We start from the raw sequence: 24673 nt of genomic DNA on the forward strand, positions 1-24673 counted from the left end.
CGGCCGGATTCCTTGATTTGAACGTTGATTTTGAACGCGGAGCGTTACGAGCCGAAGCCCTTCTCCTTCAGGTACTTCCCGAGCTGGTCGGCCAGTGCCGCCCACATCGGATCGTCGTCGGGAAGATGCGCCCGCGCCGCGTCGATGAGGACGATGACGCGCTCGCGAGCTGTGGCCGCCCCGTTGATCCGGGGGGACCACAGCTCGAAGGTGAGGCGCTTCGACCGCGCGGGATCTTTGCCCGGCATCACGCGCCCTTGTTGAGGTGCGCGAAGAACGGGTGCGGGTCCTCAGCGGGTTCCGCTTTCGGCTCGGGAGCAGCAAGCTGCCGCTGCCCGCCGCCGGCCTTCAGCTCCTTCAGGCGCTGCCGATCGGCCTCCTTCTCGGCCCGCTTCTCGGGCAGTTCCTCGTAACTGCGCCGGTACCGCGCGCTGTACGCGGTGAGCTGGACGATCACGTCCTCAAGGTCCGCGATGACCTTCGCGAGCGGCCGGACCGTGTGCTTTGCCCGCAGCTTCGCCTGAAACGGCAGGTCGCCGGGCAGCTTGTCGGCCTCGCGCAGGTCGGCCTCGATCTCGGCGAGCAGGGCCTTCGACTCGGCGAGCAGCGGGGCGAGGTACTGCCTGCGCTGCTCGATGAAGATGCGGCGCTTCTCGGGGCCTTCGGCGAGCAGGTCGGGCGTCCACACACCCGCACGCGGCTTGTCGGTCATCGGGGATTTTCTCCTCTGCAGGGTGGTGCGATCCGGATCGGTGAGAGGCTTGGGGCGGCGTTTCGGCGCCTTCACCGTGTCCCCGAGGCGCTGACTTCGTCTCGGGGGCCGGTGGAACCGTCGAACCAGCAGTTCGTTTTGCAGGTCACTGCTCCGGGCGGTAGCCCTTGGCCAGCAGTTCGGTTGCCTCCTGGCGGTACTCGGAGGCGGTGCCGGGGGAGGAGACCGCCAGCTCGCGCTGGATGTCGGCGAGTGTGGGATGGGTGGTGTCATCGCCGGCGGCGAGGATCATCCGGGCGACCTTGCGGACCGCGCGCTGGCGCGGGGTGAGCTTCGCGGCGTCTTCGGCTTCGACCGCGCGCCGCTCGATTTCGGCGGCGACCCGCCGCGTTTCGGCAGCGGCCCGCTCGGCTTCGGCGGCTTCCTGCTGGGCGCGCGCGATGTCGGCCTGCGCGATCTCCAGACGGCGCTTCTCCTCCGCCTCCTTGCGGCTGGCTTCGGCGGCGGCGCGACGCGTTTCGGCGGCGGCCCGCTCCCTTTCGGCAGCGACCCGGTCCGCTTCGGCAGCAGCGCTTCGGGCTTCGGCGATGGTCTGGGTCTCGATCGCCTGGGCCTCGGCCGCGGCGACCCGGTCGGCCTCCGCCGCTTCCTTCCGCTTCTGGGCTGCCTGGCGCTCCAGCTCGGCTGCGCGGAGGTCCGTGGCGGCCTTCGCCTCGCGCTCCTGGGCCTCCTTGCGCTCCGCCTCCGCCTCACGCGCACGGGCTTCGGCGATGACGGCCTGGTCCAGCGCCTCCTGCTCCAGCGCGGCGGCCCGCTCAGCGGCGCTGACCTGGGCACGGGCGTGAGCTCGGGCCTGGCCGGTCTGACCGTCGACCTCGGCGCGCACCGTCTCGACCTCGCCCTTGGCGCGCAGGCGCTCGGCTTCGGCCCTGGACTTGGCGACCTCACTGCGGGTCTGAGCGTCCAGGCGCCGCCGCTCGGCCTCTTCCTCACGCTCCTGAGCTGCCTGTTCCTGCTCGTCGGGCATGGCCAGGGCCTGGGTGACGGTGTAGCCGTAGGGGGCCATCGTCATCGGCAGCAGTTCGTCCTCGGTGGCCTGGGAGAGGTCGCCGTCGTGCTTGCGCTTGAGCCACTGCTCGTAGGCGATGAGTTCCTGGTCACGGCGGGCCATCTCCGGGTAGGAGGCCACGCCCCACAGCCGCATCCGGCGGTATATCCGGGCCGTCGCCACGGGGGCGAGCAGCCAGCGGACGAGCGGGATGGAGTCGCGTTCCTGGTCAGGCCGGACGATGCGGTCGATGGCGTCGCGTCCGACCTCCACCACCATGATGAAAAGCACCGGAACGGTGCCGTGAGCGCCGGCGGCGATGTAGTCGAGCGTCTCCCAGGGGCCGCGGGGGGCGCCGGCGGCGGCGTTGAGGACCACTGTGGCGGCCGTGAGCAGCCATACCGGGTAGCGGATCCAGCTGATGGGGCGCTTGAGCCAGGCCATCAGCAGGTCGACGGCGATCATCACCATGATGCCGGTGTCGACGCCGACCGCGAACATCTGGCCCTTGCCCAGCGAGCCAAAGCGGAGCCGCTCGAAGGCGAAGACCGCAACGTGCCCGAAGCTGAGGTACAGGCCGATGCCCGCCAGGACGAGCGCGGCGGCCACGATCCCCGCAGTCGTCCATGTCTGGGAGGCAGTCAGCTTCCCTTCGGAGGTCTCGACTCCGCTTCCGTTTTCCGTCTCCGAAACGCCCTCCGACGCGTCCGAAACGATGTCGGGCGTCCACGAAACTGGCTCGTGCGTTTCCGAAACGGCGGCCGGTGGCGCCGAAACGGGGTCGGGTTCGGCCGCGGTGCGCGGCCACTCGGTGAGCGTCATAGGGGGCCTCCGGAATGGGGCGTTCAGGGTGTGCGCGAAACGACGGGGGCCGCTCCCGAAACGCGGGCGGCTGCTCCCGAAACGGCTGCCGATGGAGCCGAAACGGGGGCGACACAGGGCCCGCGGCGGGCTCAGTGGAGCGTGCGGTGCTCCAGGCCGGAGTCGCCAGCGAGGTCGGCGACCTCCCGGAGCCGCTCGCGTTGCTTGGCGATCTCATCGGTGACGTGGTCCACGAGCGGGGTCTCCCGGCTCCGGTAGTACGAGGTGGGCTCGTATTCGGAGATGTGGTCGATCCACCACTGCGTGGCGTCCAGGCCGATCTCCTTGGCGACGTCATTGAGCTCGAGCGCCTCCCACTCGCCGGCGGCGCGGACATGCTCGGCAACGACCTTCGCGAGCTTCTCGGCGAGCCCGTCCCAGTCCGCGGCGGCCTTCTTCGCGGCCTGCTCGGCGTCGGTAAGGCGCAGCAGCTGCGCGCGCCACGAGCCGTCCGGGGTCTGCCAGAACGCCTTGAAGGTCGCGTGCAGCTCTGCCTGTGCCTGCGTCCACGCCTCCCACAGCGGCGCGGCCTGGCGCAGGAGTGGGTGGGCCTGCAGGCGGAAGCGGGCCTTGGACCAGGTGATCCGCGCCGCCTTGTACTGGGCGCCCAGCGCGCGGTGCTGCTCCCAGGTCACCGTCTTGTCGTCGTAGACGGCCGGGGGAATCTCCGGCTTGGGCTCGCGGCCGGTGAAGGGCGCGAAGTAGACGGTCCAGCCCTCATGCTGGCCGGGCTCGGATCGCATGTAGTGCGGGTGGTGGTATTTGCTCAGGTCGGCGACCGCGGGGGCGGGGGCGGGGGGCGCCGGCTCGGTGGCCTCCTGACGGCGGGGCAGACCGGGGTCGAGGGGGTGCTTCAGCGGGATGGTGCCGGACATGTGGTCCTCCTGCGTCGAGAGGGAGTCGGCTCCGGGACTGTCCCCGGGGGGCGTACGGAAAGGCCGGCCGCCCGTCGTGCGGGCGCCCGGCCTGGGCATGTGCTGTGAAGCGGGAAGGACTGGCCTTGGCGGACCCGCCTGGTAGGAGCAGGGGGTCAGGCGGAGGCGGCGGGCCAGTGGTCAGTGCGGTAGCCGCGGGCGACCAGGGCGGCGGCCAGGTAGTCGGCGGCCTCGGCCTCGTCGATGCGCAGCTGGTACCGAGCAAACGCCAAGCAGGCGACCTCTACGGGCTCCACGGGGCTGACCTCCTGCGGCGACGTCGTCAGCGCCTGCTTCATCCCCACCTCCCGGACCAAGTCCTCGGCCACGCCCATCAGGCGGGAGTGCCGCTGCCTCTCCTGGAGCCTGATCTGCCGCTCGCGCAACTTCTTGAACATGCGTGCCCCTCCTTCTGTAGCCGGGCTGTCCGGCTCCCCTTCACCGCCCGACCCGGCGCAGGGCCGGTGCGGGCGGATCAGGGCAACCGTCAGTCAGGCGGGGCAGGGGGACGGCACAGCCGTCGGTGCGCGGCGGGCACTCAACACCCGGTCGGCCACTCCGCCCGGGGTCACCAGCAGCACGCCGCCGGCCTTCCGCACCCCCGCGTCGACGTCGGCGATCAGGGCGGCGGTGTCCGCGCGCAGGGCGGACGGGCTGTACCTCCAGTCGGCAACGCGCTCGAGATAGACGGCTGCCAGCAGAGCCTGCCACCGGTACTCGAAGCCAGCGATGCTCCGACCGGAGTGATGGGTCAGCCGCCAGCCGGGCAGGCCGACCGCGCGGTGCACGAGCAGGCCGTCCGCGACGGTGCGGTGCACCTGGACGGCCACCCGCCCGCCTCCGCGCACCGGGACGAGCAGCACGGCAGGCGCGCCGAACGGCGCAGTCGGGTTGAAGGAGGCGAGAATCTGGGAGGTCTCACACTCGGCGGCGCTCCACGAGAGGGGATCGCCATGGGTCTGGGAGAAGCGGATGCTGTCCACTGCAGCTCCTGGTGGATGTAGGTGTGCGGTGGGGCAGGCGGCGCGGGGTGATCTCGCCCCGACATCGGGGTGACCTTCCGCGCGCCGCCGGGTGGGCCTGGGTGCGATCCGGTCGCAGACGTCAGCGGAGTGCGGAGACTGCCTTGCCGTGACGGGCCATCTCCTCCTGTGCCTTACGTCGTTGCTCTTCAGCGGCTTCGGCGGCATGGCGGGCTTCTCTCGCGCGGCGAGCGACCTCCTCGGCAGCGGTCATCGCGCACCTCCACCGGACCGGCGGGCGTCCGCTTCCCGCGCGCGGCGCAGGAAGTCGTCCATCTGCCCGGCCTCGCGCTCCTGCGCATCGCTCCTGGTGTGCTCGGAACTCATGCAGCCTCACCCCAGCCGGCGCGTTCCCGCCGCTCACGACGGATCGCCTGCAGGCGTGCGGCGGCCTCGCGGGCACGGTCGTTGCTCACCCTGCGGGCCTCCTCCTTAGCGGCGCCGGCCCCGACCACCATGCTGGCCTGCTTCATCTGCCACAGCGCCGCCTGCAGGTACTCCTGCCACTCCACCGCGGCTCGCTGGTCATCGGCCACTGCCAACGCCAGGCGCTCCTCGTCCCGGGCCCGTTCGTCGACGAGCTCGTGGCCGGAGAGGCCGCCGCGCACCATGTCGTCCTGCCACGGCCGGCCCTCGCCCTGGCGCAGCGCGAGTTCCTGGCATTCCGCCATCACGGGGCAGATCTCTCGGCAGAAGTCGCCCAGGACCTTGGCTCGGAAGGACCATTCGGCCTCGGTCTCGCCCTCGCTACGGAACCACTCCTCCGGGAGCGGGGCATTGCGCAGATCGGCGCAGGCGGCGCCCGCGTCAACCACGGCTTGGAGCGCAGGGGCCCTCATGGTCTGCACGTGCACCCTGTCGGGTGCAGCTGTCATCATGGTCACGGTCGCGTCTTCCTCTCACTGGGAGCGACTGGCCAAGACAGCCCACGGAGGGTGCCTCCTCGGTGGGCTGTCGTCGTAGCTGCCGTCGAGCAGCCACGGCCGCCCCCACCTAGGTTGGGTGGGGGCGGCCGTGGTCGTTCGGTTCGGTCAGAGCGAGCTGGTGAGGACGCTGACGTCCCCGGCGCATTGGGCGTAGAGGGTCGGGGTGAGCATCGCGGTGGGGTCGTAGTCCGACCACAGGTCGGACGTGACCTTCCGCTCGGCGTCGAGCAGCATGTTCACCACGGCTGAGGCCGTGTAGGCCGAAGGGCTGTGGAATCGGCGACGCTCGTCGTCGTCGAACACGCTGTACATAGGACCTCCAAGTGACTGCCTCACGCTCAGCGCGGGAGGCGGGACGGGATTCCGCGTCCTGCGGCTGCCCGATCGCGGAGTGGACGTGGTTGTTCGTCAGGGTCTGGCGGCTCAGGCGGCCGGGTGCGTGTTGTTCTGCCGGACGAGCGCAGCTCGGGCGAGGCCAGTGATGCGCGCCTGGAGGAGCTGGCCGTGGTCGCAGGGGTGGGTGTCCCGGCATGCGCGGCACAGGGCTCGGTGCGCCCGCCAGCTGTTGACCAGGGTGGTGTAGGGGATGCCCATCCGGGAGACCGGCGTGACGGGCTTGGTGCTCTTCTTGATCACCCGCGTGCCGTGGCGGGAGGCCGCGTCCTTCACCCCCGAGGCGAGGTTGTCCCACCACTGCTCCACGGAGATGTCCATGGTGATCCGGCGGGCGCTGCCGGGACAGCGCCGCGCCTTGCCGCCACGGGTCGCGCGGTCGAGGTGGTGGGTCTTGATCATGCGGCGCTGGATCGGGTGCCACTCATTGCAGTCCGGACAGACGACGGACCGGAATTCGTCTTCGCGGAGGTTGAGGTGATGGGGAGGGATCTCGCTGAGGAGGAGGGCAGAGCGAGTGCTCGGGCGCATGAAAGCTCTCCAAGGACAAGGCGAACCGGGAACGGGCTGCGTTCTCCGACCAGCACGGGCCGATGCGAGGGACCGTGGTGATCAGGCAGCGCAACCGCTGCGGAGAGACGTGCTGCTGAGCTCGGCCGGGGACCTCGTGGTCGGATGACCCGTCAACCCGGTGTGCGCGAACTCAGCTATGAAGTTGAAGAGGAGTCGGGTTCCGGCTCCCTCAGCCGACGCCGCCCTGCGAGCGGTTCCGGGTGGGAGAGCCGGGTCCGCGAGGACCCGGCGGGATCAGGCGGCTAGCGGCAGGACCTCGGCGGCTGGCGCGTAGACGGCGGGCAGCGGGCGGAGCAACCACTCAGCAATCGAGGGTTCCAGGGCCTCCAGCAGGCGCTCGCGGACTCGCTCGGTGATCGACGGATCGGCCGCGATGATGTCCTGGGCCGCGGCCTTCCGCGCGGCGAACTCGGCGACGACGTCGTCCTGCGCCTTGGTGCTGCCACCCCTCGGGCCGGCAGCGGCCTCGAAGCGGGCCAGCTCTCCCGGGGTGACGAGCTCGTGCATCTCCAGCGGCGTGCCGAACACGACGTCCAGGCCCACGTCACCGAATTCCGGAAGGGCCACCTCGACGGCGTCCAGGAGCGCGAGGGTCTCGGCATCGAAGTTCTCGGAGAAGCCGTTGACGGGGACAGAGGTCGTGGTCATGAGGTGGTGCTCCTCTCGGAAGTGCAGATCTCGGGAGGCGTCCCGATAGCGGTTGGGCAGGGCGAAGCAGCACCTTTTCGGCGCCTCTACACTCACCTCGTTAGCGAGGTTCGGTGCATCATCAGTACAGCCACCCGCGTTAGCGATGTCAAGAGGTTCGTTAACGAGGTACCGTCGGGCGACGGCTCCCGCGCGGTTCAAGGCGCCCTTACCTGGGCCTCGATAGCAAGCAGCCGTAGGATCGCTAACGAGGTAGGGAGACGTATGGCGAGTGAAACGGGTACGAAGCGACCCAAGTACCAGCGCATCGCTGATGACCTGCGAGCAGCGATCGAATCCGGCGGGTACGGCCCTGGCGATCGGCTTCCCGGGGAAAGTGCGCTCGCCGCACAGTACGAGGTCGCCACCCTGACCGCCCGTCAGGCATTGAAGATCCTGCGCACCGAGGGACTGGTAGAGACAAGAAGAGGAGCCGGTGCTCGCGTCGCCGCGTTCCGTCCGATCCGCCGCCGTGGCATCCCCCGGCTGGGCCGCGCCCAATGGGGGAGCGGCAAGGCGATATGGGAGGCCGATGACGACCGCGCCCCGGACGTTGACCAGGTCACCGTCACGCAGGGCGTTGCCGCGCCTCAGCACATCGCCCACGTGTTGGGCCTCGGAGCCGACGACCTGGTCTGCGTACGCAGCCGCCGCTATGTGATGGAAGGTCGGCCGGTCATGCTCGCCGCGTCCTACCTCCCGCAAGCACTGGTGGAAGGCTCCGCTATCGCGGAGGCCAACCCTGGCCCCGGCGGGATCTACGCACGACTCGCCGACCTCGGATACGCCCCCACACACTTCCGCGAGGAGATCCGCGTGCGGACGCCCTCCGGCGAGGAGGCGACCCGGCTCTCGATCCCGGCCGATCGCGCTGTGATCAAGCTGGTGCGCACTGCGCTCGACGCCGAGGGGCGAGCGGTCGAGGTCAATGAGATGACGATGGATTCGGCCGTGTATGTCCTGGACTACGAATTCGAAGCCTGACGACGCGGCCTGTCGACCATGCGGGGTCACCCAGTGCTTCGACTCTGTGCTCGAGGCCGTCGAGTGCAGCGAAGTCGCGGACCATAGCGACCTTTCGTGCGAATTCGGTGGGCGTAGTGAGCGGCAGTGCATGGAAGCCCCCTGCGAGCTGCGGTTTTGGATGCGACAACTCAATCGGGCTTTGAGGATCGGGGGTATCACGATGCGCATCAGGTCCACTTCAACCCGAGCTTCAACGGAGTGATGCTGCCCGTTGAAATCGCGTGTAGAGACAGGCGAAGCAGGTGGTGGGGGCGTCCTGTGGAGGTCACATTCAGCTGCCGGGGTGGGTGCGGTGTGACTCATCCGTGGCTCCGCAAGAGATCGAGCGGCCTGGTCCCCAACAAGCCTGCGGATTTGGGAGATTGGATGAGAGGTCCAGGTGTGGAACTGGCGTAGTACCGGTGTCGCACTTGGGCCCATACTCTGCTAGACGCACCGCCGGAGGGGGCTAACGATGGTCACTGTGGAGCAATGGACCGGCAGAGAGGCCGTTCTGCTCCAGTCCGTGATGCGGATGTCCGTACGCGGCTTCGCCGAGCACCTGGGCATCAGCCCGCGGACTGTCACCAAGTGGCGCAAGCAAGGAGCAAGCCTGGTGTGCGTGCCGGAGATGCAGCAGATTCTCGACACGGCGCTCGCGACATGTCCCCCGGAGGCACGCGCCGCGTTCTATGCACGCCTCGCGGCGTCGAACGGCACGAGTTCTCCGCCCCATCAGCATCCCGGCAGGCCCGCGGGTGCTCCGGGCCAGCCGTTCCATGTCATCTCCCACAAGTTCCTGCCCGCGTACATCGGCGGGCCGCTGACCGTGGCGTGGCAGCAAGGGCGCCCTGTCCCACCAGGGCCGGCCGGGCTTGAGCGGCGCGCCTTGACCGTCACTCACCCCACCGCCAGGGCGGCGACGCTGTACGCATACGCGTGCGGTGTCGCGCTGCTGCACCTTGAACAGCACCAAGAGCCAGCCTCGATTACAGATCTCGCGGTGTGGCGCTACCGCACCTATCTCGACGACCGTGCCTGGGCCGGGCAACTGCTGACCCGGCTCCTGAAAGCCGCCTTACCCGAGGGGCGCCCCGCTCCCACACCCGGCTACGTGCTGTCCGTCTACGAGCTCGGCACCCATTCCTGGAACGCCAGCCTCTTGCCGACAGCGATGCAGCTGCTGGTCACCCCGTCCGTCCTCGTCGACCGCCGTGACCCCGCCAACATTCGTGGCCTTGCCCCCGACGTCGAGGCGCATCTCTTCGCCACAAGCTGGGAACACCCGGATACCGTCGAGTTCTCCGGCGCCGTCTCCATGGGACTGGCCGGCTGGTCCGGCATCGCCTACCACCCCCTGGCCACCGAGCAGGCCCTGACCGCCCTGGAGATCGTCGACCTTGAGCTCGACGTCCAGACGCTGTGGGCGCTGTCAGTGCACATCCAGGCGCTTCTCGAATCTGGTCAAGATCCAGTCATGCCCGAGGGGTACGGCCGCCCCTACCTCGCTGCCACGTACTCCCGACTGACGCAGTCCGGGCCGATCGAAACCGTGCAACACCGCCTGATGCGCAAGGCAATCCTCGCCACCAGCGAGTTGCCCGATCGGCTCAAGGCGGCCCAGGACGTGCTGGTGCCCTGACCCGTGACACAGGAAGGCAGGCTGCGGTGGATCGCACTATCCCCCTCTTCGTGATCGACGTCCAGAACGGATTCGTGAACGACAAGAGCCGACACGTGGTACCCGTCATCGCCAGTCTCGTCACACGGTGGGAAGCAACGGGCTCGCCAGTGCTGTTCTCCCGGTACTCCAACTACCCTGACTCCCCATTCGTCCGGCTGCTGGACTGGACGGCGCTCCAGAGTGCCCCGGAGACGGACATCGTCACCGAGCTCTCCGCGCACGCCGATCGCGCCGCCCAGATCGTCGACAAGGTCACGTACAGCGCCTTCACCCCAGATGTCCTAGGCGGCTTCCAGGACCGTGGCTGGAGGAACGTCCTGCTGTGTGGGATTGCCACCGACTCGTGCGTCCTCAAGACCGCTGCCGACGCCTTCGAGGCCGGCATCGCTCCGTGGATTGTCACCGACGCGTGCGCCTCCGAGGCCGGTCATGAAGTCCACCAAGCCGGCCTGACCGTGGCGCGACGCCTGATCGGCACCCGGCAGCTCATCACCAGCGCCGAGGCACTCGAACTCCTCTCACCGGCCCTCCCCGAAGGGACATGTGCATGACCGCCGTACCCGAGACGAATCTGCTCATCGTCGGCGCGGGTCCGGCCGGCGTCGCCGCCGCCGTAATGGCCGGCAGCCTCGGCATGCGCAGCACCCTCATAGAAGCCGGCCAGGTCGGCGGGAAGCTGCACCACATCGGGGCGCTCGAAAACATGCCGGGCAACTGGCAGACAGGCCCTGCCCTCGCCGATGCACTCGCCGCCGACATCGCCCGCATCACCCAGAGCGCGCGTTGTCGTCTTCTCCGCGGCCGTGCCGTACGTGTCGACGGGCACGACCACCATGTCGAAGTGGTCCTCGACGACGGGCAGGTGCTCACCGCGGCTGCTGCCGTCGTGGCCACCGGCGTCACCACCCTGGCGCCGCAGCACACCGACTGGGTGACCGTCCCGGAGGGCCTCTGGGCACCGCCACTGTGGCGCGCCTGCCCCGAGGACCTGCATGGGGTCACATACGTCATCGGCGCCGACCGCCCCCTGGGCACGTGGCTGCGGGCCCATCCTCACGTGCAGTGCACGCTGAACGTCCTGTGTCCGCCCGAGGATGATTACAAAGCCGCCGAGGTCGCGACGGACGCTCGCGTCCGGCTGCTCCCCATCTCCCGGGTCGTGATCACGGAAGCCCGGCACAGTCAGGGCAGCTGGGAAATCTGCGCCGAGAGCCGCAGTGGAGAACAGACCGGGTACGTCGCCAGCACCGTCCTGAACAACCTGGGCAACCGTCCCTCCGCTCTGGAGGGCCTGATGCAGGGCTCAGACGGTTACTGCCCTCCCGACCAGCAACACCCACGGGTTCTCATCGCGGGCGACCTCCGGTCCGCCCGCTTTCAGAGGATCATCACGGCTCAGGGATCAGGCGCTCAGGCCGCGCTGACCCGCTACTACGGCACCGCACTGGTTACAGCCTGAACTGACGGATTCCCCTCCGGGCTGCACTTCGTTCACAGCCATAAGTGCAGCTCAGTGACTGTTTTCAACGAAGCCTTCAACGAGACAGTGATACCGGCGTCCCGCGAGGCAGCTCTAGCCTCCGGGACATGGAGACGATCGGCGGGAACAGCGTGGCAACGAGAGAACACCCGGGGTGGGTGCCGGGCGCGCTTCGAAAACACCGTGAAGCGCACGGGCTGACCCTGGAGGCGGCCGGCGACCAGTTGCGGGGGATCGCGGAGACCGCGAAGATCAGGCTCCAGGCGAACTTCCAGACGATCTCCAATCACGAATCGGGCAAGTCCTATCCCAACCCCCACTACCAGCGGGCCTACTGCCTGCTGTACAGCGCGACGCCGTGGGAGCTGGGCTTCCGCAACCGACTGCCGCACGAGGAGCAGCCACAGCTGCCGGGTCTGACGCCTCGAAATGACATGGTGACCGGGGCGCACGTCCTGGCCGTGGAGTCGGCTTTGCTGCAGATTGCCCCAGGCGGGCAGGTCGACCACCACGGCCTGCGTCATCGGATCCTGGACGCGTGGCGCCGGCGGCACACCGGGGGTGACCCTCACCGGCCGCACCTCGTGATGGTCGGCGGGTACGCAGGTAGCGGCAAGTCGGAGCTTGCCGAGTTCATCTCGTACCTGACCGGGTGGCCACGGCTGGACAAGGACAGCCTCACCCGGCCGTTAGTGGAAGCGCTCCTGATCGCACACGGCGGAGACCCACACGACCGGCACAGCCCTCTTTACCTGGAGAAGGCGCGGGATGCGGAATACCAGTGCCTGATGGAGTCGGCGTTCGACAACGTCAGGGCGGGGATAAGCACCGTGCTCGACGCGCCGTTTCTGCGAGAGTTCTCCGATCCCACCTGGATGCAGCGGACAGCCAACCGGTGCAGGTCGTTCGGCGCGGAGCTTGCCGTGATCTGGGTGCAGTGTGATCACGACAGCATGCGGGAGTACATCACCTTCCGCAGCGCGGCCCGGGACACGTGGAAGCTGGCGAACTGGGACGAATACATCAAGGGCGTCGACCCCGACTTCGCTCCAAAGGTCGATCACTTCGTCGTCGACAACCGGCTGGGCTCCGCAGTGAGCCTGGCCGACCAAGCCAAGCTCGCCCTCGGAAGGATGTACGCATGACCACCCTGTCTACCGGCGTGATCCTGTACGGCCCGCCCGCCGCCGGCAAGGACACCGTCACCCACGCCTTGGTGGAAGCCGACGGCCGCTACGCCCTGTTCCAGCGCCTGAAGGTGGGATCCGGGAAGACCACCGGCTACCGGATGGGCACGGTCCAGCAGCTGGCCGACCTCGAAGCGGCGGGCGACGTCATCTACGCAAACTCGAGATACGGCAACACGTACGTCATCGACCGCCCCGGCATGGACGCCGCGTTCGCGGCCGGGGTACCGGTAGTACATCTCGGACAGATCGACGGCATCCGCGTGCTCGTCGACGGCTACGAGGCTGACTGGGCGGTGGTGCTGTTGTGGTGCCCACAAGAGGTGACCGTGCAGCGGTCTGCGGGCCGGGGGGACAGCGACACCGCGGCGCGTCTGGCGGCGTGGGAGGCGACCCGCGCGGACCTGGACGCGCACCCGGACAAGGTCTGGGACCTCACGGTGGACACGACGACGGCGTCGCCCGAGGAGTCGGCCCGCCTCATCGACCAGCTGCTGGCCCGGCGGGCGGGAGCGGCGGCGGCATGAGCGCGAGCTACGGCTGGGCGAGCCGGTCAAGGGCGTCGATGAGCGTGAGATCGCCGTCGCCCTTGACGTCGTGCCACCGTGCCAGCGTGGACGCAGCCGCGCGCAGCATCTCCGGCGGCAGGCCAGCAGCCGCGAGCATGTCAGCGGTCTCCTCCAGCTCCGGGCCCCAGCGCCAGGCGCGCGCCGCGACCTTGGCGACGTACTCGGGCTCGGAGAGGTACGAGTCGGTCCGCCGCGAGGCGACCTCGATGAGTTCCTGGTCGACGCCGTGCTCGCGCGCCAACCCGATCGCGAGCGCTACCAGCACGCGCGAGGTCTTCTGGAATGACGCGTACGCCAGCTTCAGCGCGGACGCCTTCCCGACCTCCGTGCCCAGCACCGTCGCCCGGACGGCGGTGCCCGCGAACAACGCCTCGATGCGCTCGGTCGCGGCGACCGCGCCGGACAGGTACAGGGCTGGCGTCTTGCCGCCGACGGGCGGGGAGCCGACGACGCCGCCGTCCACGACGGTCGCGTCCGGTTCGAGCAGTGCGGCGATCCGCTGCGCTCGCTCGGGGCTGATCGCGTTCGCCTCGACGTACACCCCGGCGAAGCCGTGCCTGGCGACGTCGCGGGCCAGGTCCTCTGCGGCGGCTGGCGGGCAGAGGCTGATGACGATGTCGCTTCGGTCCGCCAGTTCGGACAGCGTGGCCACAGCCGTCAGGCCGAACTGCGCGGCGCGCGCCGCGGACGCGGGGCTGCGCCCGGCCTCACACCACACGATCGAGGCCGCGTTGGTGGCGGCGCAGGCGGCCACGGCGGCGCCCATGCTGCCGGGGTGGAGGATGCCGACGGTCGGCTGGTCCACGGTGCTACTCCGTCTCGTTGAGCAGGATGGCGATGGCGTCGGTGACGTCGTCGACGATGTGGTGCGCAGCGGGAAGCCCGTCTGCCCAGAGGCCCCCGCGCAGCCAGATGGTGCGCAGGCCGGCCCGGTGGCCGCCGACGATGTCCCCGGGCTTGTCGCCGGCCATCCAGCCGCCGTCCGTGAGGTTTGCGTTGCAGCGGGAGGCTGCGAGTTCGAAGAGGCGCAGGTCCGGCTTGCGGATCTCCAGGTCGCCCGAGACGGCGACGCCGTCGACCAGGTCGGCGAGGCCGGTCGCGGTAAGTTTCGCGCGCTGGATGTCGCTGGCCCCGTTGGTGACGATGCCGATCGTCCATCCGGATGCTCGCAGATGCGCCAGTCCCTCGAGGACTTCAGTGCGGCAGGCGCTGGCGGCCGCCATGAGGCCGACGTACTCGTGCCACAGCTGTTCCGCGGGCACCTGCAGGCCGAAGGCCTCTCGGAGCCGGGCGAAGTCGGTGGCATGCGCGCGGTCGGCCAGTTCGGTGCGCAGCCACTGTTCGGCGTCCGGAGCGAGGGCGTTGGCGCGGCACAGGCCGGTCACGGCATCGCTGAGCGCCGACTGCCTGTCGATCAGCGTGCCGTCCAGGTCGAAGAACGCGAGGCGGGACACCACGGGCACGGACCCTACCGGGCGTCGAACCGAACGCAGTTCGTGGTGGTGGCGTCTCCCGGACGGAGATCGCGTGGTGTATCTTTCAGGCAATCATCGATGTTGAAAGGCTGCGCCGTGACCGACCCGGACCGCTTGAAGCGGGTCGACGCCCTGCTGGACGACGTCCTGCCACCGCCGCCCGTGCGCGCGAAGCTGCGCCTCGCGGCCGGCCTCACGCAGCAGGAAGTCGCGGAAGCCGTGGGCGTGAAACGCCTTGCCGTAGCCCGTTGGGAGCTGGGCCAGACCCACCCCCGACGTCCGCACCGCGCTGTCTACCTGCACCTGCTCAACCGGCTCGCGGAGCGGTATCCCGAGGCCGCGCAGGCGGATGAGGGCATGCCGACGCCGGCCTCCGAAGGGGGAGCGGGATGACCTAGTGGCCATCGGCCGCGCGCGCCGAGAAGCGGATTAACCACCCGCTGGCCTCGCGCGGCCCGTCTACCGACCGGATTAACCACCCGCGTCGGCTACTCAGATCCCAGTTAGCAGCTGGTTCTGAGCTGCGGCTCACCGAGCCGCTCATTTCCAACCCGGCCCCTCACCAGGGCCACAGCACCACCGGCCACTAACCACGGCCACCACAGCCAGATCAGTACCGCCCCGCATGACCCGCAGCGCCCCCACCACAGGGGCTTCGCGGTTCAGCAGGCCCGAGAGAGAGGAGAAATCTCCCCCCGCCCGATCGGTGTCCGCCCTCTTCTCACGAAGGGGGCGGCACCTGACACATCCACACATCTGGTCCGGCCAGGCCCGAGGGCTCGGGTCGGTCCAGCTACACGGAGAGCAGGTCGTTTCTCATAGTGCCCGAGAGTGGTGTCCCCTGTCAGCTTGACCATGTCCGTTTCACCCCGGTTCAGGCCCCCCGCGCTTCCCGCGTGACGGGATTCGCACACCCTATTTGCCCTGTTCGCGCTATTAATCACGAAGATTCTTGGGGTGCGAGTGTCACACCGCGCCCCTCCCGCAACACCTCTACTGAAGGGGAGCTCTATCTCCATCCGGCGGACGTCGGCGGTGCCCGATGAACGGCGCCGCGGCGGCGCCGGCCGCCTCGCTGATGGGCCCCCTCCGGGAGAGCGTCGACAACTCCGTCGACGAGGCACTGGTCCGATGCTCCCGGCGTCGGCTGGGGTCGGTTCCCGCGCAAGCCGGTCCACTGCCGGTTCGTGGGCCAGCCCGCCCGCTGGCACTGGGCCGCGATGCCCGCGCCCGGCTGGGCAGTGCGGTGCGCGCGCTGCTGGACGTGGCCGGCCTGGTCGGTGCGTCGGACGCAGTGCGACTGGCGGTGGTCGTGCTGGGGGCGCGGACGCCGTCGGAGTCGGGTGTGGTGGAGATCCGGACCAGTGAGCTGGGCCGCTGGCTGGGGCTGTCGGCCTCGTACGTCGCCTCCGACGTGCTGCCGGGCCTGCGCCGCTCGGGCGTGGTCTCCGTGGAGACGGCGGAGGGCGAGTACGGCCAGGACGACGGCCTGAAGTGCAAGGTGCTTCCGCTGTGGGCCGCGCAGGGCGTAGTCGGGCATCCGCTGGCGCTGGCGAAGAAGGAGTTCGCAACGCTGCTGCGGCTGCTGGAGGCCGTGATGGCGCCGGGCTGGAGGCACCGGGACGGCCGGGTGACTCCGGCGGGGCTGCTCGGGGACCGTACGGGCCGCGGGGCGGCGACGGACCGGTTGGCGTTGCTGCTTCTGGTGCTGGAAGCGCGGGAGTCTGGACGAGTCCGGCAGTGCGGTGGGGCGGTGGACATCAGGCGCGGCCGGGCGGCAGCGACGGTGGCCCGGCTGCTGGGCTGCTCGGCTTCGGCGGGGGAACGAGTGCTGGAGCGTCTGGAGGGCCGGGGCCTGGTGCGCCGGGTCCGGGTGCGGACGGCGTCCGGGCTCGCGCACCGTACGCGGCTGATGGTGCCAGCAGTCGCCGCCGCGCACGGCCGTACCAACGTCGATGACGTCCAGGAGAACCGTTCGACGGCCCCGAACCTCGTCCTTTCAGACCCCGACGTTGCGGCAGGGCCTGGCGAGGCGCCAGAGCAGGAGGAAGAGTCGCAGGTCAGCGACGTACCGGTGACGGATGAGGCGGATGTTGCAGAGCCCGACGTTGCGGCAATCCTTCACACTGATCACCCTCCCCTGGTTACCCCCGTCCCTTTCCCGGTTCTCTCTGGTGGGTTTTCCGGCGAAGACCGTGGTGGGCACCCTGGTCTGCCGGATCGTGCGTGCGTGCGCGAGGACGGCCCGCTGCGCGGGGAACAGCCGAAGAAGCCCCCGGCGGCGAAGGACATCCAGGGCAGCAGGCGACGCGGTACGAAGGCCCCGTCGGCTGGCGGCCCAGGTCAAGGCGGGCAGCGGCGGGGAAGGTTTCCGCTACCACCGCCGGATCTGCTGGCAGTGCTCGCTCCGATCCAGGTGCTGTGGGCGCGCCTGAAGCGCCGGTACGCACGCCGCCTGGTCGAGAAGGCCGCGCGCCAGGAGCTCGCCGCGGCGGCCGGGGTCGTGGGCCGGGCAGACGCGGCCAGCGTGCTGGCCGGCAGGTTGACCCGGCGCCTCGCGGCCCAGGGCGGGCCGACGGCTGTCGAGGACCCGGTGGGCTGGCTGGTCGCCCGGGGACTGCCGAAGCGTCAGATGTGCGGCGATGTCCGGTGCGACGAAGGCCTGCGGATGGACACCGGCGGCCCGTGTGAGACCTGCGCCTACCTGGCCGGCGACCGGCGCGCCCAGCGCCAGGCCATCATGGCCGCGGTCGACGCGCAGATGCCCCGCGCCTCCGAGGTCGAGCGGCGGGCCGAGGCCGACCGGCGGCTGCACCAGGCGGTGACCGCCGAGGGCTGGGCGAAAGCCCGAGAACGGCAGTGGCTGCAAGCGCAGCGTGTCGCGCTGCAGGCTCGTGCCCGCGAGGCCGGGCCAGTGTCCGTGGGCCCGGCCGTCCCGGCCGCGGTGCCGGTGGCGGTGCCCGCGCCCCGTCCGGTCCAGGAAGCCCCGGTGCCCCAGAATGGGGGCGAGGGCGAGGCGCCGCTGGTGCTCGAGGAGCTGACCCGGCAGCAGGTCATCGACTGGCGGGCCCGCGCCGAGCATGACCACCAGCTGGTCCTTGACCACATCGACGAGTACGGCGAGCTCTCGGCGAGGAGGCTGTTCACCAGCCGGTTCGTCGACCAGGTCCTGCGCCTGGTGGGTACCCGCCACCTGGTTCTTGCGCACACCGCCTGGGGGCAGGCATGAGTGGTGGCGAGGTGTCTGGGGTCGACTTGGCCCGGGTCGCGCTGCGGGCCGCCAGGGAGGCGGCGCGGAAGAACGGCGGCGGCCGGAAGGCGAAGCAGACACCGCGGCCGGTCCGTACGGTACAGCGGGACGGGCGCGAGCCGATGGGGCTCGCAGCGGCGATCGATGCGCTGGTCGCCGAGCGGGCGTGGGAACTCCCGGCCGTCGGCGCCACGCTGCGGGAGCGGTGGGCGGCCATTGCCCCCGACCTTGCCGAGCACGTCGCGGCCATCGGCTACGACGCGGGCTCCGGCCAGCTCACCGTCTGCCCGGAGTCGGCAGCCTGGGCGGCGAAGACCCGTCTGGAGCAGACCCGCGTCATCGCGGCCGCGAACACCTTGGCCGGCCGCGCGGTCGTCCGCGCCTTACGGATCCTGCCGCCCGGAACGGTGTCCGAGCCCGAGCCGGCCGACACCAGTCCGGCGCCCGCCGCCGCGCCCGGCGGGCCGGTGCGCACCCGGGAGAACGCCTGCGAGGGCTACCGCCGCGCGCTCGCCGCGCACCGGGCGGCGGCTTTGCAGCGCCAGGTGGCCCCGGGTATCGCGGAGGCGGTGGAGCGGCAGGCCGCCGCAATGCGGGAGCTCAGCCGCCGTATGTTCCCTGAGGCTGACGTCGTTGCGGACGATGCACCGGCCCCGATCGACGTGGTCCGCACACAGCGGCGCCGCCAAGCCGCAGCGACCGAGGCCGCCGCCCTGCGCCGGGCCCGAGCCGAGAGAGCTGGCCAGCTTCCTGCCCGACGCGCCCGCTCTCCTCCACCGTCGTACGGCATGAACAGCCGCATTCCGATACGCCGCTCGTCGCGGACGGCTACCGTGAGACGCTGGATGAGGAGGTACACCGTGAGCGACATCAGCACAGCTACCTGGACCACTCACATCGGCGGAGAGCTGGTCGAAATTCCCGCCACGATTGACGGCATCCGCGCGGCGCTGCCGGAGGACCAGCAGCCGGCCTTCGACGCCGAGATCGGCTCCACCCCTGCGGATCAGCTGCAGCTGGTTCTCGCGTCCTGGTCGCTGTCGGCCACGCCTGCGGCGGGCGAGGAGGACGACGCGATCATCGCGCGGCTGCGGGCCGGTGACTTCATCGGTTGCGTTCCCCAGGATCCCGAAGCGGGGGTGGCGTGAGCCAGTACCGCGTGCAGTACGCGCCGGAAGCGGACTCGGCCCTCAAAGCCATGGATTCGGGCCTGCGGAACAGCTTCGACCAGGGCATGCGGAAACTGACAGCCGACCCGTACGGGCACGGATCCCGCGCCGTCGGAGGGGAAAGAGACCGGCGTCAGGCCGTCGTCGGGGGTGCCGCGATCGCCGTGTATTACGTGAGCTCCGATCCCAGCGTTCTTCTGGTGACCGTCGTTCGCGTCGTCTACTAAACAGGTCGACTACCCCTTCCAGCCCTGACGCCCGAGCAGCGGCAACACAATGTGAAGGCCACCGTGGGGGCGATCGCAGGTGGCCAGTGCGGGGTCAGGCACCGGACTCGACTTCGTGGAGCTCCGACTGCGCGGCTCTGGGATCTTTCCGCTCGCGTGACGAACTGCCCGATCTGCCGTATGTGGAACTGCGCGACCTGTTGACGGCCCCTGCCACTGGCCACCTCCACGCTCGCCCCGTGTCCACCGCCGTCAACAGAATGCGGAACAACAACCCACCCTCCGCGACCCCATCGGTCCTCCGATCGCATGAACGTGCGTGCTCACGACCGGCGCCGCGTCGTTGTCGACGTCGTTGAGGTAGCACCGCCCTGGGCACGGGGCGGTGGCTTTCGTGCATGAGGAAAGAGGGATGTGCAGGTGCGGCCTGGCCGGCGCTGGACAGTCAGACTTGTCCCCTACGGGCGCCCCGCTGCCGGAGTGTGCGTGGTGGACTGCGGTGACCCGACCTGCCCACCCGATGGCGTGCGCTACCGCGACCCGGTACTGGCCCGCACCGCTGCCCTCCGGCACGTCCGCGAACACGTCGGCCGTATCGAAGTCGCTACCGAGACCGGCTGCCGGTGCAAGACCGAGAACTGCGCCTGGCACACACCCGGCCACCTCCCGGGGCCAGCCCCCTGCTCGAAGACGCCAGTCCTGGTCCTCATCCCGGACGTTCTCGGCCGGGTGTGGATCATCGCGGAGGTATGCACGGCCTGCGCCGGCGCCATCCCGCGCTGCAAGATCCTCCGCGAGAATGCCCCCGCGCCACCGGCCCGCCTTCCGGTAGAGGATGACCTTTCCTGGCAGGAACTGCCCGCAGGCTGCGAGGCATGCGCCCTGGGGCCGGCTTCTCCCGCTGGCGGCAAGCAGACCCTGGCGGAGGAGAACCAGGCCCCCGAGGAAACTGCGCGCGGGCTGGGCCCGGCAGCTCCCGGGTGGGCACCGCGGGCTACGTATGCGCAGTACACGGAGTCGGCTCTGGCCTACCTGGCCGCGACAGGGGCTGGTCGTACTGCCGAGGCACGGCTGCTTGCACTGCTTGCCGCCCTGCGCATGCGCAAGGACGGTACAGCCAAGCTGATCAGTGAGGACCTGTCACTGGAACGCTCCGGCCTGCCGGACAGCGCCCTCGCTGAGCTGATCGCCGATGGCTGGATCGACACGACCCTGGCCGCCGTGCACTCCGCCGTCCCCGGGGCGCCGGCAGCCGTGTGCCCTCTGCCCGGGATGGCCGGCAACACCCTCCCCGCGGGGGTAGGCAAACAGGTCCGCCGCCCCTACAACGGCTGGGTCCAGCGCCTGGTCTGCCATGACGCGCTCACGGGCGAGCCGGCGGGAGTCCGGCTTACTGCCCTGTATCTGACGGCGCTCAGCGACCTCGGCGGTCGGGGACAAGTCAGCCGGCGGCACCTGGCGGCCCGCTGCTGCCTTGCCTCCCCTCAGGCCAGCGAGCCGATCCTGCAAACCCTGCTGGCACGGGGGTGGCTGGACAAGCTCCATCCCAATACCAGCTGGAACCGGCCCGCCTCCTACCGCCTCGCCACGGCCATGCGCTCCCTCGTACCAGGCGCCGCACCGACCACGGCCCGGGCCACGCGCACACCGATCGACCTGACCGGCCGCGGACAAGCGGTCGCGGAATGGGCCCGCGACTACTACCTGCGCCACCAGCACGCTCCACCGCTGCGCGAAGTCATCGCCGCCCACTGCCAAGAGAACCCCGCGGCCCCGTGGAACGCATCGGACCTCCGGGATGGCATTGCTCCCTTGGTGAGGGAGCGCTGGCTGAAGGTCGGCACCGCCGACTGGCTACCGGTCCGGCCAAGCACGAACTACTGGCAGGCCGTGTACTCACCCGGGCCTTCCCGGCCTCGCAAACGACCAGCTCTCTCACCCCGGCAAGGACCGCCACAACCCGCCCGCTCACAGGCGCCCCGGCCATCTCAACCAGACTTTCGCCCTTCGGACAAGGCCCCAGACCTGCCTATGGTCCCTACACGGATCTCCGTCCCCCACGAGCCGACGTCAGGGAGCCGCCCTCTCGTCCCAGAGGGACTCTGGCTCATCCCCGGGGCGCGGGAAGTACTCGGCACCAACGACCGCTGAGGATCGGGGGGGCCTCTTTCCAAACCCTTGCGTGCAGCGGAGTCGGCAGTCTGGAGGCGTGCGTTGGGTTTTTCGTGGGGAGCTGGGAGGTGCGACGCGGCCCCGCTGGGGAGGGGGCGCCCGCCGGCGGGGCCGCCACGGAGGGGGGATGTCTCCGCCTGGGGAGACGGAAGATCACGCTTGTCGGCCGTTGCTTCGACGAGACCGCGCAGGCCTGGAACCGAGAGGCTGCCCTTCCCTCGTCGAGGGAGATCGGGGTGCCGTGGCCTGAACGCCCCGCGAAGTTGTTGTGCGGGGCGGGCTACCAGCCCTCCCGAACGAATGTGATGTGCGTCACTCGACTGTTCGGTCTGGAGAAGGCCTTGAGTAAGCGGGTGCATATCTATGCAGGTGGGGCAGGTGGTGTAGACCTGTCGATTTCGGTGCCATAGCCATGCTTCGCAGGGGCTGCGGGCACTGAAGAATCTCGTGGAGGGCCGGTTGAGCGAAGGGGATCCGAAATCACTTAGGTGGTGAGTGGGGGACAACGCGCCTGCGGGTCAGGCGGGTTGAGCATCCGCATAAGTGAATGAGGAAACGATGAGTACGACGTTCGATCCGGGCCGCCCGGCGCGGCCCTGCCTGGTACCGGCCTCCTGTGCTGGGGTCGGGCCTGCCGGAGCCCTCTGGCCGTGCCGGGGCAGCGGAGAGCCGGTATGAACGGTGAGGACTTCGACGACGCTGTTCCCAGTGACCTGCCGCAGCAGGTCGGCGCATTGAACCATCTCCCGCTGGACTTCGAGGCCTTCTACCTGACCCACGGCCGGCTCTACCTGGCGTATGCCGAGAGCCACCTCGGTAACGAGGACCAGGCCAAAGAGCTCGTGCACCAGGTTTTCCTGGAGATCAAGGACGCCTGGAAGGCACTGCTGGGAGAGGGGAACTTCGAGAAGGCCGCCTGGGCCGTGCTGCGGCAGGCCGTCGGGCTGCAGCTGGAGGCCGAGGACCGGCGGCCGTCCTTCATCGCCGACGGCTCCATCGCCCGTGCGCTGCGGGCCAGCCGCGACCAGCTCAAGATCATGGACAGCAGCGTCGGCCTGTACACCGCGATAGCCGACCTGCCGCCGAAACAGTTCGACGTTATCGTCCTGCGGCACGTCCTGGGCTACTCCACCCGTGACATCGCCTGGTTCATGGGCCTGAGCGAGAGCGTCGTCGACTACCACCACCGCAACGGCCGGGAACGACTCCGCTTACAGCTGGGCCTGCCCGCCTCCGAACGACCCCGCAAGGAAAGGGATACGAGGTGACCTCCGCCAGCATCGACGACCTCCTGGCCGACGCCGCTGTGCCCACGAGTGCAAGCACGGGATTCGATGCGGCTGCCGGGCTGCGCCGGCTGGCCGCCGAATCTGCCCGTCCTCACCCGGTCCCGGCGCTCGCGCAGGCGCGGCTGGCCCGCCAGAGGCTGGGGGTGGTGTGCCGTTGGGCCCTCAACGAGCCGGATGCCGCCGCTCACGTCGAGCGGCTAGTCCAGGGCGTGAACGCACCAGGCCGGGTGGAGGACCTGCTCGACATCGAAGGTGCGCTGGTCTTCGCCTGCCTGCTGTTCCTGACGGGGCATTGCGAGAGCGCCCAGCACTGGTGGGAGCTGGCCGCAGGGGCCGGGCTGAGGGCGGCCGCGTACTGCCTGCACCTGCACCACGCCGGCCGGGGTGAGCTCCGGGAGGCGCAGCACTGGCTGCAGCAGGCGGAGATGCCACCCGAAGGGGATGCGGTCCCGCCGCCTGTTGACGGTTTCTTCGAGCTGCTGTCGGTGTTCACGCGCTACGTGCGCCAGCACGGAAGTACGGCGGGGACACCGACGAAGTCGCTGGAGGCGGCGGTGCAACGGCTGGTGCCGACGGCGGGGTGCGGGATCGTCAGCCGGCCCGACCGCCGGCTGGCCGACGAGCTGTATGAGTTCGGCCGCCGGTGATCCGGCCCGTCGCTGCCGGGTGCCGGGGGCCGCCAGTCGGCTGCCAGGGGAGGCGTGGAGGGCGTGACCTAGCAGAATCCGAAGGGCTGAGGTGGCAACTCATGCCTAATGGTGAAGATTTCAGGTGCCTGAGCAGACGAAACGAAACGTGTCCTGCGGGAATCGCCAAAAAGGGCGGTGATAGCCCGTATGGGCGGATTGGTTTCGCATCGTGAGACATCGTTAATGTCGCGCTTGGGCGCGTGCAGGGCACTCACAAGGCGGCCAAACCTAGATCCGAGGCCCCGCACGCGGTCAAACCATCAACCAGTCGAAAGCAAAGGAACCATGAATGGCCCGTTCCCCCCGACGACCGCGCGCCGGCCGGGCGAACCGCCCGGTGCGTGGTGGCTCCGACACTAGCAACCCGCGCGCTACGAAACTCTCCCTGACCCAGTTGGGCAAGGCCACGCTGGTGGTGTTTGTCTGCCTGCCTGTCCTCGGACTCGTGCTGATCACCCAAGGCCGTCTCCACGTTCAGGTCCCGCCCGAAACGGTCTACGCCGCCACTGCCGCCCTCCTGGGCGCGGCCCACGGCGGCTTCCGCCGCGGCCGCCACAGGCGGTAGCGACCAAGGGGTGTTCGCAGAAACGTGCGAACACCCCTTCTTCCTCGCTGCCGCGCAGCGCAACGCGACGAAATACGGTTCCGCGAATCGTCCGGCACCGACGCGACAAAACCCCGGCACGATCCGAGGTAAGTCATGTGAAGTCGCGACGCAACGACCCGAACTGAACCCTTTTCGTGACAGGACTCAGCCGTGAGCCCCATTTGCGAGCACTGCAAAAACCCTCTCCCCAGTACCGGCGAACCTAAGGTCGGACGACCGCAGAAGTACTGCAGCACCGCATGCCGCCAAGCCGCCCACCGCCACCGCAGAAGCACCACCACCCCGCCGGCTCCCAACGACCCTCAAGCCGCCGGCGCCCCCCACCGCCTCACCGCTGACGCACCCCAAGGAGCGGCTGCCTCACCGGCCCTGCGCCCGCCGCCTGCACGACGGGCGCAGACCAGCCACGAAGCCGATGAAGCCCTCTCGGAGATCACTCGCGATATCCAGGAAGAGCTCCGCACCCTCCAGCGCAGCCTGCCCACCGCCGAACCCGCCGACCTCCTGCGTCTGGCCGCCCGCATGCGCACCCAGCTCGACGGTCTGACCGCAGGCCTTGTCGGCCGCGCCCGCCACCGCCGCACCACCTGGAGCCGCATCGGACGCATCCTCGGCATCAGCGAAGACACCGCCCGCCACCGCTACACCGACCACTACATCCTGCGCCGCCTGGGCGAAGTCACCCGCATGGGCCCTCCCTCCGCCACCCTCAAGGACCTCTATACCGTCCCCAC

The 24673-nt window shown here is 69.7% G+C and carries 26 protein-coding genes; 14 read left to right on the plus strand and 12 right to left on the minus strand.

From position 1 onward, the window contains the following. Positions 1-44: 44 nt before the first annotated feature. The 10 genes from ACSNOH_RS13295 to ACSNOH_RS13340 form a co-directional block, all read right to left on the minus strand. Entirely contained in the window at positions 45-248 is a 204-nt protein-coding gene (locus tag ACSNOH_RS13295) for a hypothetical protein (protein ID WP_436721483.1), read from the minus strand. Further along, positions 248-712: a hypothetical protein gene (locus ACSNOH_RS13300; protein WP_436721484.1), complete on the minus strand. Its 465-nt coding sequence runs from the start codon at positions 710-712 to the stop codon at positions 248-250. Before ACSNOH_RS13300 ends, ACSNOH_RS13295 begins: the two co-directional genes overlap by 1 nt. 145 nt (positions 713-857) lie before the next feature. Then, positions 858-2369, minus strand: coding sequence for a DUF2637 domain-containing protein (locus ACSNOH_RS13305; RefSeq protein ID WP_436721485.1), 1512 nt, complete (start codon positions 2367-2369; stop codon positions 858-860). A 344-nt stretch (positions 2370-2713) separates the two neighbouring features. Then, the gene (locus tag ACSNOH_RS13310; RefSeq protein ID WP_436721486.1) at positions 2714-3496 is read right to left on the minus strand and encodes a hypothetical protein; all 783 of its coding nucleotides are present in this window, start codon (positions 3494-3496) and stop codon (positions 2714-2716) included. A gap of 155 nt (positions 3497-3651) precedes the next feature. Beyond that, positions 3652-3933, minus strand: coding sequence for a hypothetical protein (locus ACSNOH_RS13315; protein WP_436721487.1), 282 nt, complete (start codon positions 3931-3933; stop codon positions 3652-3654). Between the two features lie 93 nt (positions 3934-4026). After that, on the minus strand, positions 4027-4518 hold the full coding sequence (locus ACSNOH_RS13320; protein WP_436721488.1) for a hypothetical protein: 492 nt from the start codon (positions 4516-4518) through the stop codon (positions 4027-4029). A 362-nt stretch (positions 4519-4880) separates the two neighbouring features. Further along, positions 4881-5372, minus strand: a complete 492-nt coding sequence (locus ACSNOH_RS13325) for a WhiB family transcriptional regulator (RefSeq protein WP_436721489.1) — start codon at positions 5370-5372, stop codon at positions 4881-4883. Between the two features lie 216 nt (positions 5373-5588). Further along, positions 5589-5795 carry a hypothetical protein gene (locus ACSNOH_RS13330; protein ID WP_436721490.1) on the minus strand — a complete coding sequence of 69 codons (207 nt, stop codon included), beginning with the start codon at positions 5793-5795 and terminating at the stop codon, positions 5589-5591. Positions 5796-5906: 111 nt separating this feature from the next. Further along, positions 5907-6407 (minus strand): hypothetical protein, encoded by a 501-nt coding sequence (locus ACSNOH_RS13335; protein ID WP_436721491.1) that lies wholly within the window; start codon positions 6405-6407, stop codon positions 5907-5909. A gap of 276 nt (positions 6408-6683) precedes the next feature. Next, positions 6684-7097 carry a hypothetical protein gene (locus ACSNOH_RS13340; protein ID WP_436721492.1) on the minus strand — a complete coding sequence of 138 codons (414 nt, stop codon included), beginning with the start codon at positions 7095-7097 and terminating at the stop codon, positions 6684-6686. A gap of 264 nt (positions 7098-7361) precedes the next feature. Between ACSNOH_RS13340 and ACSNOH_RS13345 the strand changes: the two genes are divergently transcribed. The 6 genes from ACSNOH_RS13345 to ACSNOH_RS13370 all read left to right on the plus strand — a co-directional run bounded on the left by ACSNOH_RS13345 (position 7362) and on the right by ACSNOH_RS13370 (position 13019). Next, complete coding sequence (locus ACSNOH_RS13345; RefSeq protein ID WP_436721493.1) at positions 7362-8120, plus strand: GntR family transcriptional regulator; 759 nt, start codon at positions 7362-7364, stop codon at positions 8118-8120. A 496-nt stretch (positions 8121-8616) separates the two neighbouring features. After that, the gene (locus ACSNOH_RS13350) at positions 8617-9783 is read left to right on the plus strand and encodes a helix-turn-helix domain-containing protein (protein ID WP_436721494.1); all 1167 of its coding nucleotides are present in this window, start codon (positions 8617-8619) and stop codon (positions 9781-9783) included. 50 nt (positions 9784-9833) lie between these two features. After that, on the plus strand, positions 9834-10376 hold the full coding sequence (locus ACSNOH_RS13355) for an isochorismatase family cysteine hydrolase (protein WP_436721495.1): 543 nt from the start codon (positions 9834-9836) through the stop codon (positions 10374-10376). After that, positions 10373-11284: an FAD-dependent oxidoreductase gene (locus ACSNOH_RS13360; RefSeq protein WP_436721496.1), complete on the plus strand. Its 912-nt coding sequence runs from the start codon at positions 10373-10375 to the stop codon at positions 11282-11284. The genes ACSNOH_RS13355 and ACSNOH_RS13360 overlap by 4 nt, the downstream gene beginning before the upstream one ends. A 128-nt stretch (positions 11285-11412) precedes the next feature. After that, on the plus strand, positions 11413-12450 hold the full coding sequence (locus ACSNOH_RS13365; RefSeq protein ID WP_436721497.1) for an AAA family ATPase: 1038 nt from the start codon (positions 11413-11415) through the stop codon (positions 12448-12450). Then, a complete protein-coding gene (locus tag ACSNOH_RS13370) occupies positions 12447-13019 on the plus strand; it encodes a phosphotransferase-like protein (RefSeq protein ID WP_436721498.1) in 573 nt (190 codons plus the stop codon). The genes ACSNOH_RS13365 and ACSNOH_RS13370 overlap by 4 nt, the downstream gene beginning before the upstream one ends. Positions 13020-13026: 7 nt before the next feature. Here the strand turns inward: ACSNOH_RS13370 and ACSNOH_RS13375 are convergent, their stop codons facing one another. Further along, positions 13027-13866, minus strand: a complete 840-nt coding sequence (locus tag ACSNOH_RS13375; RefSeq protein ID WP_436721499.1) for a DUF1932 domain-containing protein — start codon at positions 13864-13866, stop codon at positions 13027-13029. Between the two features lie 4 nt (positions 13867-13870). Then, entirely contained in the window at positions 13871-14515 is a 645-nt protein-coding gene (locus ACSNOH_RS13380; RefSeq protein WP_436721508.1) for an HAD family hydrolase, read from the minus strand. 117 nt (positions 14516-14632) lie between these two features. On the opposite strand from ACSNOH_RS13380, the gene ACSNOH_RS13385 reads away from it, so the two are divergent. The 8 genes from ACSNOH_RS13385 to ACSNOH_RS13420 all read left to right on the plus strand — a co-directional run. Next, the gene (locus ACSNOH_RS13385; RefSeq protein WP_436721500.1) at positions 14633-14929 is read left to right on the plus strand and encodes a helix-turn-helix transcriptional regulator; all 297 of its coding nucleotides are present in this window, start codon (positions 14633-14635) and stop codon (positions 14927-14929) included. A 649-nt stretch (positions 14930-15578) separates the two neighbouring features. Next, entirely contained in the window at positions 15579-17765 is a 2187-nt protein-coding gene (locus ACSNOH_RS13390) for a hypothetical protein (RefSeq protein ID WP_436721501.1), read from the plus strand. Between the two features lie 143 nt (positions 17766-17908). Continuing rightward, a complete protein-coding gene (locus ACSNOH_RS13395) occupies positions 17909-18934 on the plus strand; it encodes a DUF721 domain-containing protein (protein ID WP_436721502.1) in 1026 nt (341 codons plus the stop codon). Next, positions 18931-19182 (plus strand): type II toxin-antitoxin system RelE family toxin, encoded by a 252-nt coding sequence (locus tag ACSNOH_RS13400; protein WP_436721503.1) that lies wholly within the window; start codon positions 18931-18933, stop codon positions 19180-19182. Before ACSNOH_RS13395 ends, ACSNOH_RS13400 begins: the two co-directional genes overlap by 4 nt. Positions 19183-19707: 525 nt before the next feature. Continuing rightward, entirely contained in the window at positions 19708-21333 is a 1626-nt protein-coding gene (locus ACSNOH_RS13405; RefSeq protein ID WP_436721504.1) for a hypothetical protein, read from the plus strand. A 695-nt stretch (positions 21334-22028) separates the two neighbouring features. Further along, positions 22029-22622 carry a sigma-70 family RNA polymerase sigma factor gene (locus ACSNOH_RS13410; RefSeq protein WP_436721505.1) on the plus strand — a complete coding sequence of 198 codons (594 nt, stop codon included), beginning with the start codon at positions 22029-22031 and terminating at the stop codon, positions 22620-22622. Further along, positions 22619-23290 carry a hypothetical protein gene (locus ACSNOH_RS13415; RefSeq protein ID WP_436721506.1) on the plus strand — a complete coding sequence of 224 codons (672 nt, stop codon included), beginning with the start codon at positions 22619-22621 and terminating at the stop codon, positions 23288-23290. The genes ACSNOH_RS13410 and ACSNOH_RS13415 overlap by 4 nt, the downstream gene beginning before the upstream one ends. Before the next feature lie 1171 nt (positions 23291-24461). Then, positions 24462-24673: hypothetical protein (locus ACSNOH_RS13420; protein ID WP_436721507.1), on the plus strand; the 212-nt coding region annotated here is incomplete at its 3' end.

This window comes from Streptomyces sp. URMC 127 (assembly GCF_051386535.1).
GTDB lineage: Bacteria > Actinomycetota > Actinomycetes > Streptomycetales > Streptomycetaceae > Streptomyces.